The 16,068-nt window shown below is 60.9% G+C and carries 19 protein-coding genes; 2 read left to right on the top strand and 17 right to left on the bottom strand.

Going from position 1 to position 16,068, the window contains the following annotated elements:
• Positions 1-48: 48 nt before the first annotated feature.
• Complete coding sequence (locus AB6803_RS15130) at positions 49-993, bottom strand: nucleoside hydrolase (protein ID WP_371109649.1); 945 nt, start codon at positions 991-993, stop codon at positions 49-51.
• 229 nt (positions 994-1,222) lie between these two features.
• On the opposite strand from AB6803_RS15130, the gene AB6803_RS15135 reads away from it, so the two are divergent.
• The gene (locus AB6803_RS15135; protein ID WP_047461348.1) at positions 1,223-1,654 is read left to right on the top strand and encodes an Hsp20 family protein; all 432 of its coding nucleotides are present in this window, start codon (positions 1,223-1,225) and stop codon (positions 1,652-1,654) included.
• Positions 1,655-1,699: 45 nt separating this feature from the next.
• On the top strand, positions 1,700-1,960 hold the full coding sequence (locus tag AB6803_RS15140) for a DUF1150 family protein (RefSeq protein WP_007695413.1): 261 nt from the start codon (positions 1,700-1,702) through the stop codon (positions 1,958-1,960).
• 144 nt (positions 1,961-2,104) lie between these two features.
• On the opposite strand, the gene AB6803_RS15145 is transcribed toward AB6803_RS15140, so the two are convergent.
• From AB6803_RS15145 to AB6803_RS15220, 16 genes are all read right to left on the bottom strand, one after another.
• Positions 2,105-2,806, bottom strand: coding sequence for a tRNA (guanosine(46)-N(7))-methyltransferase TrmB (locus AB6803_RS15145; RefSeq protein WP_371109650.1), 702 nt, complete (start codon positions 2,804-2,806; stop codon positions 2,105-2,107).
• Complete coding sequence (gene metK / locus AB6803_RS15150) at positions 2,803-4,056, bottom strand: methionine adenosyltransferase (protein ID WP_371109651.1); 1,254 nt, start codon at positions 4,054-4,056, stop codon at positions 2,803-2,805. Before metK ends, AB6803_RS15145 begins: the two co-directional genes overlap by 4 nt.
• Positions 4,057-4,242: 186 nt before the next feature.
• On the bottom strand, positions 4,243-4,662 hold the full coding sequence (locus AB6803_RS15155; protein ID WP_034489843.1) for a helix-turn-helix domain-containing protein: 420 nt from the start codon (positions 4,660-4,662) through the stop codon (positions 4,243-4,245).
• Between the two features lie 153 nt (positions 4,663-4,815).
• Positions 4,816-6,417 carry an apolipoprotein N-acyltransferase gene (gene lnt, locus AB6803_RS15160; protein ID WP_371109652.1) on the bottom strand — a complete coding sequence of 534 codons (1,602 nt, stop codon included), beginning with the start codon at positions 6,415-6,417 and terminating at the stop codon, positions 4,816-4,818.
• 79 nt (positions 6,418-6,496) lie between these two features.
• Positions 6,497-7,666 (bottom strand): hemolysin family protein, encoded by a 1,170-nt coding sequence (locus AB6803_RS15165; RefSeq protein WP_371109653.1) that lies wholly within the window; start codon positions 7,664-7,666, stop codon positions 6,497-6,499.
• A 25-nt stretch (positions 7,667-7,691) separates the two neighbouring features.
• The gene (gene ybeY, locus AB6803_RS15170; RefSeq protein WP_371109654.1) at positions 7,692-8,198 is read right to left on the bottom strand and encodes an rRNA maturation RNase YbeY; all 507 of its coding nucleotides are present in this window, start codon (positions 8,196-8,198) and stop codon (positions 7,692-7,694) included.
• Positions 8,198-9,262, bottom strand: coding sequence for a PhoH family protein (locus tag AB6803_RS15175; RefSeq protein WP_371109655.1), 1,065 nt, complete (start codon positions 9,260-9,262; stop codon positions 8,198-8,200). The genes ybeY and AB6803_RS15175 overlap by 1 nt, the downstream gene beginning before the upstream one ends.
• A 30-nt stretch (positions 9,263-9,292) precedes the next feature.
• Positions 9,293-10,705, bottom strand: a complete 1,413-nt coding sequence (gene miaB, locus AB6803_RS15180) for a tRNA (N6-isopentenyl adenosine(37)-C2)-methylthiotransferase MiaB (protein ID WP_371109656.1) — start codon at positions 10,703-10,705, stop codon at positions 9,293-9,295.
• A 60-nt stretch (positions 10,706-10,765) separates the two neighbouring features.
• A complete protein-coding gene (locus AB6803_RS15185) occupies positions 10,766-11,563 on the bottom strand; it encodes a lysophospholipid acyltransferase family protein (protein WP_371109657.1) in 798 nt (265 codons plus the stop codon).
• A gap of 30 nt (positions 11,564-11,593) precedes the next feature.
• On the bottom strand, positions 11,594-12,022 hold the full coding sequence (locus tag AB6803_RS15190; RefSeq protein ID WP_371109658.1) for a Fur family transcriptional regulator: 429 nt from the start codon (positions 12,020-12,022) through the stop codon (positions 11,594-11,596).
• Positions 12,023-12,060: 38 nt separating this feature from the next.
• Positions 12,061-12,555, bottom strand: a complete 495-nt coding sequence (locus AB6803_RS15195) for a GNAT family N-acetyltransferase (protein WP_371109659.1) — start codon at positions 12,553-12,555, stop codon at positions 12,061-12,063.
• Positions 12,556-12,557: 2 nt separating this feature from the next.
• Complete coding sequence (gene tsaB / locus AB6803_RS15200; protein ID WP_371109660.1) at positions 12,558-13,214, bottom strand: tRNA (adenosine(37)-N6)-threonylcarbamoyltransferase complex dimerization subunit type 1 TsaB; 657 nt, start codon at positions 13,212-13,214, stop codon at positions 12,558-12,560.
• 25 nt (positions 13,215-13,239) lie between these two features.
• On the bottom strand, positions 13,240-13,806 hold the full coding sequence (locus tag AB6803_RS15205; protein WP_007695391.1) for a NifU family protein: 567 nt from the start codon (positions 13,804-13,806) through the stop codon (positions 13,240-13,242).
• A 119-nt stretch (positions 13,807-13,925) separates the two neighbouring features.
• Positions 13,926-14,417 carry a universal stress protein gene (locus AB6803_RS15210; protein ID WP_047461320.1) on the bottom strand — a complete coding sequence of 164 codons (492 nt, stop codon included), beginning with the start codon at positions 14,415-14,417 and terminating at the stop codon, positions 13,926-13,928.
• 74 nt (positions 14,418-14,491) lie between these two features.
• Positions 14,492-15,556 (bottom strand): tryptophan--tRNA ligase, encoded by a 1,065-nt coding sequence (gene trpS, locus AB6803_RS15215; RefSeq protein ID WP_174163782.1) that lies wholly within the window; start codon positions 15,554-15,556, stop codon positions 14,492-14,494.
• A gap of 114 nt (positions 15,557-15,670) precedes the next feature.
• Positions 15,671-16,066, bottom strand: coding sequence for a VOC family protein (locus tag AB6803_RS15220; protein WP_371109661.1), 396 nt, complete (start codon positions 16,064-16,066; stop codon positions 15,671-15,673).
• Between the last annotated feature and the right edge of the window lie 2 nt (positions 16,067-16,068).

A 16,068-nucleotide genomic window follows, 5' to 3' on the forward strand; every position in this document is an offset into this window, starting at 1 on the left:
CCGGTTCATCCCGGCGGCCTTTTGCATTTATGCGGGCCAGCGTGGCTATCAGATGCGCGCGAAACGCTCCGTCAGCAGCGCGAAGAAGCCGTCGGCATCGACGTCGCGCATGACCTTGGCGTTGTGCTTGCGGTCGGTCACATGCCACCAATCGACAACGGTCATGCCAACCGTCAGTTCCGAGGTGATTTCGATCTCGACATTGCAATCGCGGCCCTTGAAGAGTTCCGGCTTCAGCAGATAGGCGACAACGGTCGGGTCGTGCAGCGGGCCGCCGTCGGAGCCGTATTTTTCGATGTCAAAGCGCTCGAAGAATTCCAGCATCTCGACCATCGCCTTGGCCGGAGCCGAGCCGATCGCGGCGATGCGCGCGACGCGATCCTTGCGGGTGAGAAGCTGATGGGTCACATCGAGCGGCATCATGACGATCGGCACACCGGACCGGAACACGACGTCGGCGGCTTCCGGATCGACATAGATATTGAATTCGGCGGCCGGCGTGATGTTGCCGCCCTCGAAGAAACCGCCGCCCATCATCACCAGCTCGCGAACGCGGCCGACGATGTCGGGGGCCTTTTGGAAGGCCAGCGCGATATTGGTGAGCGGACCGAGCGTGCAGAGCGTGACGGTACCCTCCGGTTCCTTGCGCAGCGTCTCGATGATGAAATCGACGGCATGGCCCGGCTGGAGCGGCATGGTCGGTTCGGGCAGCTCGGGACCGTCGAGGCCGGTCTTGCCATGCACATGCTCGGCGGTGACCAGCTTGCGCTTGATCGGCGCGTCGGCGCCAGCAAAGACCTTGACGTCGCGGCGATTGCAGAGCTCGCAGACGATACGGGCGTTGCGGCTCGTCAAAGCCAGCGGCACATTGCCGGCGACCGTCGTGATGCCGAGCACGTCGAGCTCCTCGCGGCTTCCGAAGGCGAGCAAGATCGCGGCGGCATCATCCTGGCCGGGATCGGTATCGATGATAATTTTTCTGGGCTCGGTCATGTCTGTGGCTTCCCTCCGGTGCAGATCGGCATGACTTGATGCGAGCCCGCCCGAGCTTTGTCAAGCAGCCATCAGGGCGCGATGACAACGAACATTTTCCCAGCCAAACTGATTTCGCAGGTGCGAAGCCGCACCGTCTTGCACTCCCCCACCCATACTCCCATATTAGCTGTAACCGGGTGCTGAAAATCAGGTCCGGAAAGGTCGCTTGCTACCCAAGGACTTGACGATGAGCCGGACGACGCCTTTTGCCAGCCCTCTCCTTCTGGGCTTCGATACCATGGAAAAGACGCTGGAGCGGATTTCCAAGGCCAGCGATGGCTATCCCCCCTACAATATCGAACGCATGCGCCCCGATCGCGTTTCGGGCGAGCCCGAGCGCCTGCGCATCACGCTTGCGGTCGCCGGCTTCTCGGAAGACGAGCTCGACATCACCACGGAAGAAAACCAGCTTCTGATCCGCGGCAGGCAGGTCGAGCAGGAAGAACGCGATTATCTCTATCGCGGCATCGCGGCCCGCCAATTCCAGCGCGTCTTCGTTTTGGCGGATGGCATGCAGGTGCTTGGCGCCGTTTTGAAGAATGGGCTGCTCTCCGTCGACCTCATTCGGCCGGAGCCGGCGCGTATGGTAAAGAAAATTAACATTTCGGTCTCACAGTAGGACAACGGCTGATTGCCGTTGGTCCCTCATACTGGAGGTACGAACATGCTTATGAGAGAAGCCACTGCCCGCCTGACCCAATCCGAGCTTGCCCATCTGGGCAGCGGTGAGGTTGCCTATATCCGGAAAATTCGCTCCGAAGAAGTGTCCCGCTGCTTCCCGGAAGCGCCTTCCGATATCGATCCCGATGTCGACCTCTGGGCGCTCTTCGGCGCCGACGGCACCCCGATCCTTCTGACCGACAACCGGTCCAGCACCTTCTACAAGGCGGCCGAGGACGAGTTGAAGACTGTTAGCCTGCATTAAGCGCCGGTAAGACGAGGCGGCGGAACAAACGCCGCGACGTTCGCAACGTCGATGCGCGCAGCCCGACAGGGCTGCGTCAGGGCCGATGCGGCACGAGAGCCTGAATGTCTGGAGATCAACCTCCGGCGACCCCGAAACGGCTGCTCAAACTCTCTTGAACGTCAGATAGGCGGAAGACCGCCCTTCACGCCGAGCTTTCGCCTCATAGCGCGTGCTCGGCCAGCCCTCATAGGGTGTCAGCCAGTCGGCGGCATTTTCAGCCGTCCATTCAAAGCCGCCATGGGCGTGGCAATGCTGCAGCGTCCAGTTGACATAGGTGTCGATGTCGGAAGCGAAGCAGAAGCGCGCGCCGGGCTTCAGGACGCGGTGGAAACGTTCGAGGTTCACCTGCGAGACGAAGCGGCGCTTCCAGTGTTTCTTCTTCGGCCAGGGATCGGGATAGAGCAGATCGATCTGATCGAGGCAGGCGTCCGGCAGCCAATCCAGCAGCTGTGCCGCGTCGTCGTTATAGACGCGGATATTGCGCGCGCCGGTCTCATCGATGCTGGCAAGCAGCTTCTGCATGGAGTTGACGAAAGGCTCTACACCGATGAAGCCGGTCGTCGACTGTTCGAGCGCCCTGTGGATCAAGTGCTCGCCGCCGCCAAAACCGATTTCCAGGCGCAGACGCTCGGCCGGCACCGGAAACAGGTCTTTCAGCGGCAGAGGCGCCGGCATAGAAAGGTCGACGAGATACTGCGGCAGCAGCGTTTCAAGCTTTTCGGCTTGCTGGCCGCGCAAGGCTTTACCCTTGCGCCGGCCGAAGAATGCTTCCGTCGCCCGTGACCGGCGCTCCGTATCGATCATGCAGCTTCCCGGGCGTTCACGGATTCCTTGAGCGCCTTGACCAGGTCCGTGCGCTCCCAGGAGAACGAACCGTCACGGCCCGCCTTGCGGCCGAAATGGCCGTATGCCGAGGTCTTGGCATAGATCGGCTTGTTAAGGTCGAGATGGCGGCGGATGCCGGTCGGCGAAAGATCCATGTTCTTGCGGATCGCCGCTTCGACCTGGTCCTCGGTAACCCCCTTGCCGGTGCCATGCAGGTCGACGTAGATCGACAGCGGCTGGGCAACGCCGATGGCGTAGGAAAGCTGGATCGTGCAACGATCAGCAAGGCTGGCGGCAACGACGTTCTTTGCGAGATAACGCGCGGCATAGGCGGCGGAACGGTCGACCTTGGTCGTGTCCTTGCCGGAGAAGGCGCCGCCGCCGTGCGGCGCTGCGCCACCGTAGGTGTCTACGATGATCTTGCGACCAGTCAGACCAGCATCGCCGTCCGGTCCGCCGATGACGAACTTACCGGTCGGATTGATGTACCATTTGCAATCATGAGCGATCTTCAGCTCGCCGAGCGCTTCGCGGATATAGGGTTCGACAACGGCGCGAACCTTCTTCGAATCCCAGCTCTCGTCGAGATGCTGGGTGGACAGCACGATCGAGGTTGCCTCGAACGGCTTGCCGTCGACGTAGCGGACAGTCACCTGGCTCTTGGCGTCCGGACCGAGCTTGGCAACATCGCCGTCACCCTTCTTGCGAGCGGTCGCGAGCAACTGCAGGATCTTGTGCGAATAGTAGATCGGTGCCGGCATGAGATCCGGGGTTTCGCGGCAGGCATAACCGAACATGATGCCCTGATCGCCCGCACCTTCGTCACCCTGCTGGTCGGAGGCGCTGTCGACACCCTGAGCGATGTCGGCGGACTGCGAATGCAGAAGCACGTCGATGCGTGCCTTCTTCCAGTGGAAGCCGTCCTGCTCGTAGCCAATGTCCTTGATGGCACGGCGAGCGGCAGCTTTGAACTTCGAGGGATTGATGACGTCGTTGCCGTCCTTGTCCTTCTTCATCAGGCTCGGCGGCAGGCGAACCTCGCCGGCGATGACGACGCGGTTGGTGGTGGCAAGGGTCTCGCAGGCAATGCGCACGCCCCAGGGGTTGATACCGGTCTTTGCGGCTTCGCGGTAGACCAGATCGACGATTTCATCGGAGATACGGTCACAAACTTTATCCGGGTGACCTTCGGCAACAGACTCGCTGGTAAACAGATAATTCGCGCGCATGCGGGATTCCCCTCAAAGAACAAACTCCTCTTTTGATATTCGTGTCGGGGCCGAAAAACAAGACACAGAAGGACATAAATATATCTTTATGTCCCATCGGGCGGGATAAATTTTTGCGCCAAACATGCAAAAGGCGGCCAAAATGACCGCCTTTCGACTTTACGTTACGGGACTACCGCGAAATGGCTATTCCGCATCGGCCTCGGCCGCGAGCGCCTTCACGAGCTCAACCACCTTGCGGCGGACCTTGCCATCGGAAATCTTCACGAAGGCGCGGTTGAGCTGCAGACCCTCGGAGGAGGACAGGAAATCAACCACATAATTGGAGCTGGAGGCTTCGGCCAAACCGCCGGCGGTGGCCGTATGCTCGCCTGGAGCGTCCTCGAAAAAGAAAGAAACGGGAACGTTAAGAATGCTCGAAATATTCTGAAGGCGGCTGGCGCCAACGCGGTTGGTGCCCTTCTCATATTTCTGGATTTGCTGGAACGTAATTCCGAGGCTCTCGCCGAGTTTTTCCTGACTCATGCCCAGCATGGTACGACGGAGGCGGATGCGGCTACCGACATGAATGTCGATCGGGTTCGGCTTCTTTTTATTCTCAATCATTAGTTTACCCTAACATAGGTTGAATACAGGTCCTGCCACCCGGTGCCCTTAACCGCCCCTATTAACGCCACGTTGCAGTCGACGCCCACCCGACTTCTAGTTTACGTACAAAATGGCGTACGGCAAGCACTATGCAATTTTAGGGTTTTTTGGTCAATTCGCCCTCGAAATAAAACCCATGCGTGAAATCGCAGCGATTATGCCGACCATCCCGATGATCAACCAGAAATAGGTTTTCCGTACGCTATCGTCGATTCGCGATACGGTTGCGCCACCCAAAGTAGCGTCAACGAATCCTTGCTCATTAAAGTCGATGCCGGAAACCAAACGTCCGTGAGCATCGACATAGGCCGAAACTCCGGTATTGGCGCTGCGAATCAGCGGCAGCCCCTGCTCGACCGCCCTCACCCGCGCCTGCAGGAAGTGCTGGTAAGGGCCGGGCGTATCCCCGAACCAGGCATCGTTCGTAACGTTCAGAATGGCATCCGCCTGGCGGATTTCCGGCGTCATCTCGTTTGGAAAGATGATCTCGTAGCAGATCAGCGGGTAGAGTTTGATGCCATCGGGCAGCGCCAGCAACTGCCGGCTCGCGGCCGCCGAAAAGCCGCCAGGCAGCTCGACGACATTCTGGATGCCGAGATAGCCGAGGATATTTTCGAAGGGCACATATTCGCCGAAGGGGACGAGATGGGTCTTGTCGGAGGCGCCGATAATCTGGCCGCGCCCGTCGATGACATAGACGGAATTGTAATAGCGCGGCTCGACGCCCGGCCCCATGTCCTCGACCCGAACCGCGCCGGTGATCAAGATCTGGTCGTCGTCGAGCTGGTCGGCAATGCGGGTGAGCGCATCCTGATTATCGGTCAGAATGAAGGGGATAGCGGTCTCCGGCCAGACGATGATGTCGGGCCGCTTGCCGCCATTCGCCGGCGGCTGGACCGAGAGCGAAAGATGCTTGTCGAAGATGGCAGCACGATCGGCGGCCGTATCCATCTTGGCTTCCTGGTCGATCGCCGGCTGGACGATGCGTACCACCGGAGCGGCCTTGCCGGCCGCCGGCGGTGCCGCTGGCAGGTTGAGCGCATAATAGCCATAGCCGAAATGCGCGGCGGCGATGAGCACGGCAAGCCCGATCCCCGGCAGCCGGCCCTGGCGCGTTCCGAGCAAGGCCGGCGCGGCGAAAACGAAGACGGCGAGCACGGTGACGCCGAGCACACCGATCACATGCGCCGATTGCATCATCAGCGGAATGGGCATGGCGCCATAACCGATGGCGTTCCAGGGAAAGCCGGTAAAAAGGAAGCTGCGCAGCCATTCCAGCAGGCCAAAACCGAAGGCGAGTGCGGCAATACGCCCCATGCCGTCGGACCAGAGCAGGCGGGCAAGCACCGCCGCCAGACCGTAAAAAATCGCCAGGAAGGCAGGAAGACCGAGGATCGCCAACGGCAATGCCCAGGCAAATTGATCGGCATCGATCAGAAGCGCGTGGCCGAGCCACCAGAGACCGGCGACGAAATATCCGAAGCCGAACAGCCAGCCTGTGGCAAAAGCCGGCCACAGACGGCCGAGAAAGCCGCTATCAGGACCGGCGGCGGCGCCATCCAGCAGCCAGACGAGCAAGGTGAAGGACACGAACATCGCCGCGAAGAAGCCGAAAGGCGGCAGCGCCAGGACACCGATGGCTCCGGCGAGAATGGCAAGCAGTGCGCGTTTGAAACCCCAGACGAGGATCACCTTGCCCGAAAGCCGTTCCATGCGCGCGCTCCGTCAAACTGCGAATCAATTGGCCGCAGTCTTTCAAAAAAGCAGCGATTTGTCCTGTTGAAGCGCCACTCTATTGGTTGGCGGCGTTCCGTTCGGCCGAAGATACCTCAGAAAGCATATCCGGCGATGGAAGATCCCGGTCGAGCCCGCCTCCCTCACCGTCCGCCCTGGCCGGACGACGGCGCACCGGATGACGCTTGCGGGTGATGCGAACCTTCTTGATGCGGCGCGGATCGGCATCGAGAATATGAAACTCGAAGCCCGGCAGCGCCTGGACAACCTCGCCACGCACCGGGATGCGGCCAAGCGCCGAGAAGATCAATCCACCCAGCGTATCCACCTCGTCCACCTGCTCGCTGATGTCGAAATCGGAGCCGATCGCCGCAGCGATCTCCTCCAGTTCGACACGGGCGTCGGCAACGAAAACGTCTTCGGAGACGCGCTTGAACATCACCTCGTCGTCATCATGTTCGTCATCGATATCGCCGACGACCATTTCGACGATGTCTTCATGCGAGGCGAGACCGTCGGTGCCGCCATATTCGTCGATGACGAGCGCCATCTGCGTGCGGTTGACCTGCATGCGGCGCAGAAGATCCGAGGCGAGCATCGAGGGCGGCACGAACAGGATTTTCCTGATGATACCGGCTTCGGCCAGCGTCTTCTGGAGATCGACGCGCGAAAGGTCGAAATTCGGCTTGGCCGAGCGCGCCGGCTTTTCGGCCGGCGTCGCGGTCGATGCAGACGCAGCGGTCTTGCCATTGCCGGCACGGCGCTTGTTGCGCGCCTGCTTGGCGACATAGGAGAGGAGGTCGCGGATATGCACCATGCCGCGCGGGTCATCCAGCGTTTCGGCATAGACCGGCATGCGCGAGCGGCCGCTCTCCTCGAAGAGGATCATCAATTCGCCGATGGTGATGTTCTGGTCGACCGCCTCGATATCGGCGCGCGGCACCATGACATCCTCGACACGCACTTCGCGGAAGCGGAGGATATTGTGCAGCATCGCCCGTTCGTCCGGCGAAAAGGCATCGTCATCCGTTGCGCTGGTCATCAACGCGTCGGCCAGATCCTCGCGCAGTCGTGCCGACCCTTGAGCCGGACGTAGAATGCGCGCTGCGCGTGCCCAGAAGGAAGATTGCGATCGCTTGCCGTTGCTACTACTGCCTGCCTCATCGGAGGAGGCGGTGTCGGCGCCGTCTTTGGCCTCAGAGGCCGGTCTTGTCGTAAAGTCGCTCATTGTTCCTGATCAGACAGGGTTCAAGTCAAATGGGGTCCTGCCCCGCATAGGGATCAGATAGGCCAAGACTAGCCAAAATGCGAGTCTCCAGCCCCTCCATTCTTTCGGCTTCGCTATTATTCATATGGTCGTAGCCGAAGAGATGCAAGAAACCATGCACCATCAAATGGGTCAGATGGTCGTCAAAACTCTTTTCCAGCTCGACCGCCTCACGCTCCACCGTCTCCCGGGCGATGATGATATCGCCGAGCATCGGGCCGGGCTTGCCGCCGGGAACCAGCGGAAAAGCGGGGAAAGACAAGACGTTGGTCGCCTTGTCCTGTTCTCGCCATTCCGCATTGATCTCACGGATCGCGGCATCGTCGGTGAAGACGAGCGACAGTTCCGGCGCCGTTTTCGGAAAAGGCTGCTTCTCATTTTTTTTGAGATAGGCGGCGGCTACGCCAAGAACGCGCTCAGCCAAAGCCTGCAAAACGTCTTCGGAGGGCCAATCGCCCTCCTCGACGCTGATCTGTATATCGAGTTCGGCCATCAGATCTGCGGATCGGCCTCACCGCCACCACCCACAGCAGGGACGGCATAGGTCGCATCATAGGCCCTGACGATGCGCGCCACCAGCGGATGGCGGACGACGTCTACGTCCTTGAAGCGGACGATGGTGATGCCCTCGACGCCGGTCAGCAGGTCCAGGGCCTCCACCAGGCCGGACTTGATGCCGCGCGGCAGGTCGACCTGGCTCGGGTCGCCGGTGATGATCATGCGTCCGTTGTCGCCGAGGCGGGTCAGGAACATCTTCATCTGCATCGCCGTGGTGTTCTGCGCCTCGTCAAGAATGACGACGGCGTTGGCGAGCGTGCGGCCGCGCATGAAGGCAAGCGGCGCAATTTCAATGACGCCGGCGGTAATGGCGCGTTCGACCTTGTCGGCCGGCATCATGTCGTAGAGCGCGTCATAGAGCGGACGGAGATAGGGATCGACCTTGTCCTTCATGTCGCCGGGCAGGAAGCCGAGGCGCTCACCGGCTTCGACGGCCGGGCGGGACAGGATGATCTTCTCGACGGCACCGCGCTCCAGAAGCTGGCAGGCGTGGGCGACGGCCAGATAGGTCTTGCCGGTACCGGCAGGGCCGACGCCGAAGACCATCTCGGAACGCTCCAGCGCCCGCATATAGGCATCCTGTGTCGGCGTGCGCGCGATGATCGTCTTCTTGCGCGTCGAAATCTGCGCCATCGTCAACTTGGCTTTTTTCTCCATGGTCGGCAACGTCAGTTGGTCGTCGGCGGCAACCGCCATACGGATTGCCCCTTCCACGTCGGAGCGCTCCACATTCCCACCTTTCTGCAGCTTGTCATAGAGATAATCGAGAGTGCGGCGCGCCTGGTTAGTGGCCGAGACATCGCCGGTGATGACGACGGAGTTGCCGCGGGCGCGGGCGTCGATGCCGAGACGCTCCTCCAGCAGCTTCAGATTCTGATCGAACTGTCCGAAAAGTTCGCTGGCGAACCGATTATTCTCGAACGTCAGGATGAAGTGATTGGCGTCGCTCGCGATGCGGGGCTGGCGCGATGATGAAGAAACCAATTCCTGTCCGTTCAAGCGGTGTGGCTCCTTGTGCCCGTCCGGAACCTAGAGCAACTCAGCAAAAAGGCTGTTGGTGCTGGTCCCGGTGATTCGTACGTTTATAATGTCACCGATTTGCGATGCTTTTGCATCAATATTCACAGACTGAAGCCAGGGAGAGCGACCTATCAACTGTCCCGGCATGCGGCCAGGCTTTTCCAGGAGCACATCGACCACTTTGCCGACACAAGCATCGGCGAAAGCGTGTTGCTGCTTCAATAGCAACGCCTGCAACCGTTCAAGCCGTTCCGCCTTGATCTCTTCCGGCACCTGGTCCTTCAGCTCCGCACCGGGCGTGCCCGGGCGGGTCGAATATTTGAACGAGAAGGCTTGCGCATAGTTCACCTCCTCCACCAGACGGAGTGTATCCGCAAAATCCTGTTCTGTCTCCCCCGGGAAACCGACGATGAAATCGCCGGAAAGGGCTATATCCGGCCGTGCAGCGCGGATTTTCTCGATCAGGGCAAAGTATTCGGCCGCCGTATGCCGGCGGTTCATCGCCTTCAGAATGCGGTTCGATCCGGACTGCACCGGCAGGTGCAGATAAGGCATCAGCGTGCGCAGGTCGCGGTGCGCCGAGATCAGCCGGTCGTCCATGTCGCGCGGGTGGCTGGTGGTGTAGCGCAGCCGGGCCAGACCCGGAATGTCCGACAGCCGGTAGAGCAGATCGCCAAGGCTCCAGGCCTCGCCATTGGGGCCAGCGCCGTGCCAGGCGTTGACATTCTGGCCGAGAAGCGTGATTTCGCGCACCCCGCCATCCACAAGTTTCTCAGCCTCTTCGACGATCTGGGCGACCGAACGGGAGACTTCGGAGCCGCGCGTATAGGGCACCACGCAAAAAGTGCAGAACTTGTCACAGCCTTCCTGCACCGTCAGGAACGCCGTGACGCCACGAGCGCGGATCTTCGACTTTTCTGCAATCGGCAGATGTTCAAACTTATCCTCGAGCGCATATTCCGTATCGACGACCCTGTGGCCTTCCTTGGCACGGCGCAGCGCGTCCGGCAGGCGGTGATAGGTCTGCGGGCCGATGACGACATCGACGGCCGGCGCACGACGAAGGATTTCCTCGCCTTCGGCCTGGGCGACGCAGCCGGTGACGCCGATCATCATCTCGCGGCCGTCGGCAGCCTTGCGCTTCTTCATGTCGCGCAGGCGCCCGAGCGCGGAATAGACCTTTTCGGCGGCCTTCTCGCGGATATGACAGGTGTTCAGCAGGACCAGATCGGCCTCTTCCATGTCCTCGGTCGGCTCATAGCCATCGCGGGCGAGCGCATCGCTCATCCGCGTCGAGTCATAGACGTTCATCTGACAGCCGTAGGTCTTGATGAAAACCTTGCGGCTGTTGGAGCCATCGCGCGGGCCGAGCTGCAGGGCGGTCGGCTCGGGGGCGTCGAGAGTTAAGCTGTCCTTGGTCATGGCCGCTATGTAGTGGCTTTTGCTCGCCGAGAAAATCAAAAAGTTGAAAACGCCCGGATATCAGGCAATCTCGCGGCCGAGCAGCCGGCTTGCGAGCATATTGCGGATGCGCCGCGCGATCGTGGCGCTGACATCCTTGCGCTTGGTGTCGGCGCGATATTCCACGGCCTCGCCGAAGCAGACATCGACATCGATGGCGCCACAGGCGACGATATCCTTCAGGTGCGGCACCAGCTCGATATCACCGGGCCAGGCAGCGATCGGGCGATAGTAGCGGCCCATGGCGATGCCGTGAATTCGGGTATAGGCGACCGCCACCGGCTGCACATGCACGACCGCATCCGGTGTTTTCGGCAGGGCGGCGGCGGCGGCGCCGAACAACGAGGATTTGACCTCCAACAGGCGATTGCCGTCCGAGGTCGTGCCTTCGGGAAACAGCACCATGATCTCGCCATTGGCCATGCGCTCGGCAATTTCGTTCACCTGATCGCCTGTCTTGCGCTTCTGCTCGCGCTCGATGAAGACGCTCTTCTGCCACTCAGCGAACTGGCCGAAGATCGGCCAGTCCCGCACTTCCGACTTGGCGATGAAGGCGACGTCGGCAACGGCTGACAGCACGAGGATATCCAGCCAGGACGAATGGTTGGCGGCCAGCATCAGGGGCCGGCGGCTTTCCGGCTGTCCGATGACATGGATGCGGACGCCGAGCCAATAGCAGACGATGCGGTGCCAGTAGCGCGGCAGATAGCGCCGGAGCTTCCAGTCGAAGCGCAGGCAGAGGATCTGCAACGGCAGCATGACGAGACTGACGGCAAAGATGACGATAGCGGCACAGCCGACGCGCAGCCAGGTCACCAAATCTTTCGCTCCGGCACGACAGTCATCACGTCAGCGTTCGTCCTTCTTCAGCGGGATACCATAAAGCTCCAGCCGGTGGTCGACGAGCTTGAAACCATGTTCTCGGGCAATGCGCTCCTGCAGCGCCTCGATCTCCGGCGAGTGAAACTCGATCACCTCGCCGCTCTTCAGATCGATCAGATGATCATGATGCTCTTCCGGCACTGTCTCATAGCGCGAGCGACCGTCGCGGAAATCATGACGGGCAAGAAGGCCGGCATCCTCGAAAAGCTTCACCGTGCGATAAACCGTCGAAATCGAGATCTTCGCATCCACCTTGACAGAGCGGCGGTGCAGCTCCTCGACGTCGGGATGGTCCTCGGAACTTTCGATGATCCGGGCGATGACCTTGCGCTGCTCCGTCATACGCATGCCGCGCTCGGCGCAAAGCTCCTCCAGAGATTTTACGGGATCGATCATCAAATACGGTCTTCGGTCACTTCGTCTATGACAACGGACTAGCGAAGAACGCGCCGCATGACAAGCGCCGTCGATTTCGCACCGTTTTCATCGACATAGTAGGCCTTGCGCTCGCCCACCGTCTCGAAACCGAGCTTGCGGTAGAGCCCGATGGCCGGCTGATTGACGCCGTCAACCTCGAGAAACATGGTTTCGCCGCCGCGATTGCGCGCCTCGCGCAGCGCCGCCTGCATCAGCCGCCAGCCAAGGCCCGTCCGGCCAAGCTTGGCGCTGACGGCAATCGTCAGGATTTCGGCCTCACCCGCCACATGCCGCGCCAGCACGAAGCCCGGAAGCGGCTTCTTCAGGATGGCGTTGGTCTGCCGGGCGACGAAGCCGAAGGTCGTGTCCTGCGACAGCAGATCCTCGAACTCGGTATCGCTCCAGACCCGCGCGAAGCGCTCGCCATGCAGGGCAGCTACTTCAATGCAATCCCGCAGCTGCATCGGGACGATTTCATATTCGGCTTTCAGGGTCAGATAGGATTCGAGCATGTCTATAGCCTGGCAACAGCGTATCCGGCCTGCGGTCTGGCATCGGGTCCGCGAAGATAAAGCGGTTTCGGCTTGTCGCTGACGGGTTTGGCAGCACCCAGCCGGGCAACGACGGCAATCGGAAATGCGTCGGGCCGCTCCGCGGGCGGCGCATCGCTGAGCCGGGCGACGGCCGTGCCGGTGACGACACCATCGAAGGCGCCGGCGATTGCCCGCGCTTCGTCGATCGTCACGGCACGGGCCTCGTCCAACGGGCGACCATCGGCGTCGAAGGACTGGAGATAAATCTCCTCGCGCTTGGCATCGATGGCGGCCAGAACCGATTGACCCGGATTCTGTTCCCGCGCGGCATCGGCCATGACCTCTAGGGTCGTGATGCCGATGGCTGGAATATTGAGGGAGAGCGCGAAACCGCGAGCGGCAGCGACGCCGATGCGGATGCCGGTGAAAGAGCCGGGGCCGACGGTCACTACGATGCGTTCGACCGCCGCAAGCGCTATCCCGGCTTTCGCCAGCGCCGCGTCGACAACATCCATCAAATGCTCGGCATGCCCCCGCCCGATCGTCTCCGTGACCTCCCCCATCACAGAATCACTGCCGCTATCATACACCGCGGCAGCGCAATCTACACCTGCCGTGTCGAGCGCCAGTACAATCATGTTTATTTTTCCGAAATGCGAAGATTTAGACGGCTTCGACTTCCTGAACTTCCGGAACGAAATGGCGCAGCAGGTTCTGGATGCCATGCTTCAACGTCGCCGTGGACGACGGGCAACCGGCGCAGGATCCCTTCATGTTGAGGTAGACCTTGCCGTCGCGGAAGCCGCGGAAGGTGATGTCACCGCCATCCTGGGCAACGGCCGGACGAACGCGGGTCTCCAGCAATTCCTTGATGGTCAACACGATCGTCGCGTCGCCCTCATCGAAGAACTCGCCGCTGGCATCCTGCGCTTCGGAGAGAACCGATGCCGCGCCCATGACCGGCTTGCCAGACATGAAATGCTCCATGATCGAGCCGAGGATGGCGGGCTTCAGATGCTGCCATTCCTGGTCGTCCTTGGAGACGGAGATGAAATCGTAGCCGAAATAGACGCCGCTGACGCCGGGGATATCGAACAGGCGAGCGGCGAGAGGCGAAACTTCCGCCTCATCAGCGCTGCGGAATTCGGCCGTGCCGCTTTCCATGACCACCTTGCCCGGCAGGAACTTCAGGGTGGCGGGGTTCGGCGTCGCTTCGGTCTGAATGAACATCTTGATCTCCATGCGGCGGGCTAAAAGCCCTGCGCCGACTTTAGAATATTTCAAAAGAAGATAGGCTTTTTGGCCGCTCTAATCAAGAGACCAGGCCTCAAGAAATAGCCCTCGCCAACTCAACTCAGGGCGTCGATTTCCTCGTTCGTCAACGTATCCGGCAGCACCGTCACCGGGATCGGAAAGGCAGCAGCACGCCCTGCGATCGAAGATACCAGCGGCCCTGGCCCCTCCTTGGCCGAACCTGCGGCCAGAACAAGAAGTGCAATATCCCGGTCTTCCTCGATCATCGCATTGATCTCATCGGCGGCCGACCCCTCACGAATGACAATCTCCGGATCGATGCCGATATTCTCGCGCACGATCTGCGCCGCTTTCGCCGTCGTCGCCTCGGCCTCCTCGCGCGCTTCCGCCCGCATGATCTCCTCGACACCCAGCCATTGCTGGAAATCGCCCTCGGGGATCACATAGAGAAGCACAAGGCCGCCATTGGAATTCTTGGCCCGCCGGCCGGCATAATGGACGGCGCGCTGGCATTCAGGCGTGCCGTCGATGACCGCCATAAACTTGCGGCGGTGACCTTCGAGCCGTGAGAGACGTTTTGATACCATGCGACGACTCTGCCACCTGAAGGAGGCGTTTTGCAAGCCCCCGTTTGTCGACGGGGGCTGCCTTCATAAGATGGTCAATAAATGAAGCCGACGATGTCGCGGACCTGGTTCATCGTCACCTCGGCGCGGGCGCGGGCGCGGGCACCGCCGTCACGCAGGACCGCATCGATATGACCGGGATCGGCCATCAGGCGGCGCATCTCGCCGGTGATCGGCGACAGCACATTGACGGCGAGATCGACCAGGGCCGGCTTGAAGACGGAGAACTGCTGACCGCCGAATTCCGAGAGCACATCCGCCTTCGACTTATCGGCAAGGGCTGCATAGATGCCGACCAGATTGTCGGCTTCCGGGCGGCCGGCAAGACCGGCGATCTCGCTCGGCAAACCGTCCGGATCGGTCTTGGCCTTGCGGATCTTCTTCGAGATGTTTTCCTCGTCGTCGAGCAGGTTGATGCGCGACAGATCGGAGGCATCCGACTTCGACATCTTCTTGGTGCCGTCACGCAGTGACATGACGCGCGGCGCCGGGCCGTCGATCAGCGGCTCGACCATCGGGAAATAGGCATGCACCGGCTCATCGCCGACCGTGATGTCGATACCATAGCCCGAGCGGCGGATGTGTTCCATGAAGTCCAGGTTGAACTTCATGGCGATGTCGCGGGTCAGTTCCAGATGCTGCTTCTGGTCGTCTCCGACCGGCACATGGGTGGCGCGATAAAGCAGAATATCGGCGGCCATCAGGCTCGGATAGGCGTAGAGACCGAGGGAAGCCTGCTCGCGATCCTTACCGGCCTTGTCCTTGAACTGCGTCATGCGGTTCATCCAACCGATGCGGGCGACGCAATTGAAGATCCAGGCGAGTTCGGCATGCTGCGGCACAGTCGACTGATTGAAGACGATATGCTTTTCCGGGTCGATGCCAGCGGCAAGAAACGCAGCGGTGATCGACCGCGTCTGGCTCCGCATGTCCTCATGCACGAGCTGCGCGGTGAGCGCATGCATGTCGACGACGCAATACATGCAGTCGTTGTTTTCCTGCAGCGCCACGAACTTACGGATCGCGCCGAGATAGTTGCCAAGATGGAGATTGCCGGTCGGCTGGACGCCGGAGAATACGAGCGGCTTGAATTCGGTCATGTCGTCCTCAAAAAGGCTGGTGGAGGGCCCGGGCGAGCTCGCGCTCGACCCTTGGTGTTCGGCGGGCTTATGCACGGCGGACAGGCGGGGATCAAGAGGATATGTGGCGGGAATTCAGGAAGAATGCTGGATCAGATCCCAGGTGTTGCCGTAGGGATCGGCAAAGACCGCGACGGTGCCGTAGACCTCATGGCGCGGCTCCTCCAGAAAACGGACGCCTTTTGCGACCATCGCCGCGTGATCGCGGGCAAAATCATCGGTCTTGAGGAAGAAGCCGACACGGCCGCCGGCCTGATTACCGATAGCGGCCCTCTGCCCGTCGTCCACGGCTTGTGCGAGCAACAACGCCGCACCCTCATCGCCCTTCGGCTTCACCACGACCCAGCGCTTGCCCTCGGGCTGCGGCTCGTCCTGTAGGCAGTCGAAGCCGAGGCAATCGCAATAGAACGCCTTGGCGCGATCGTAGTCGTCGACAACGAGGGTGATGAGGAAGAGGGATTGCCGCGGCAAGA

The sequence above is a fragment of the Rhizobium sp. RCC_161_2 genome (genome assembly GCF_041355235.1).
Lineage (GTDB): Bacteria > Pseudomonadota > Alphaproteobacteria > Rhizobiales > Rhizobiaceae > Rhizobium.

Bases quoted from the DNA above. Each gene is read 5' to 3' on its own strand.
- AB6803_RS15130 (WP_371109649.1), bottom strand. From the start codon at position 993: ATGACCGAGCCCAGAAAAATTATCATCGATACCGATCCCGGCCAGGAT.
- AB6803_RS15135 (WP_047461348.1), top strand. From the start codon at position 1,223: ATGAGCCGGACGACGCCTTTTGCCAGCCCTCTCCTTCTGGGCTTCGAT.
- AB6803_RS15140 (WP_007695413.1), top strand. From the start codon at position 1,700: ATGCTTATGAGAGAAGCCACTGCCCGCCTGACCCAATCCGAGCTTGCC.
- AB6803_RS15145 (WP_371109650.1), bottom strand. From the start codon at position 2,806: ATGATCGATACGGAGCGCCGGTCACGGGCGACGGAAGCATTCTTCGGC.
- metK (WP_371109651.1), bottom strand. From the start codon at position 4,056: ATGCGCGCGAATTATCTGTTTACCAGCGAGTCTGTTGCCGAAGGTCAC.
- AB6803_RS15155 (WP_034489843.1), bottom strand. From the start codon at position 4,662: ATGATTGAGAATAAAAAGAAGCCGAACCCGATCGACATTCATGTCGGT.
- lnt (WP_371109652.1), bottom strand. From the start codon at position 6,417: ATGGAACGGCTTTCGGGCAAGGTGATCCTCGTCTGGGGTTTCAAACGC.
- AB6803_RS15165 (WP_371109653.1), bottom strand. From the start codon at position 7,666: ATGAGCGACTTTACGACAAGACCGGCCTCTGAGGCCAAAGACGGCGCC.
- ybeY (WP_371109654.1), bottom strand. From the start codon at position 8,198: ATGGCCGAACTCGATATACAGATCAGCGTCGAGGAGGGCGATTGGCCC.
- miaB (WP_371109656.1), bottom strand. From the start codon at position 10,705: ATGACCAAGGACAGCTTAACTCTCGACGCCCCCGAGCCGACCGCCCTG.
- AB6803_RS15190 (WP_371109658.1), bottom strand. From the start codon at position 12,022: ATGATCGATCCCGTAAAATCTCTGGAGGAGCTTTGCGCCGAGCGCGGC.
- AB6803_RS15195 (WP_371109659.1), bottom strand. From the start codon at position 12,555: ATGCTCGAATCCTATCTGACCCTGAAAGCCGAATATGAAATCGTCCCG.
- tsaB (WP_371109660.1), bottom strand. From the start codon at position 13,214: ATGATTGTACTGGCGCTCGACACGGCAGGTGTAGATTGCGCTGCCGCG.
- AB6803_RS15205 (WP_007695391.1), bottom strand. From the start codon at position 13,806: ATGTTCATTCAGACCGAAGCGACGCCGAACCCCGCCACCCTGAAGTTC.
- AB6803_RS15210 (WP_047461320.1), bottom strand. From the start codon at position 14,417: ATGGTATCAAAACGTCTCTCACGGCTCGAAGGTCACCGCCGCAAGTTT.
- trpS (WP_174163782.1), bottom strand. From the start codon at position 15,556: ATGACCGAATTCAAGCCGCTCGTATTCTCCGGCGTCCAGCCGACCGGC.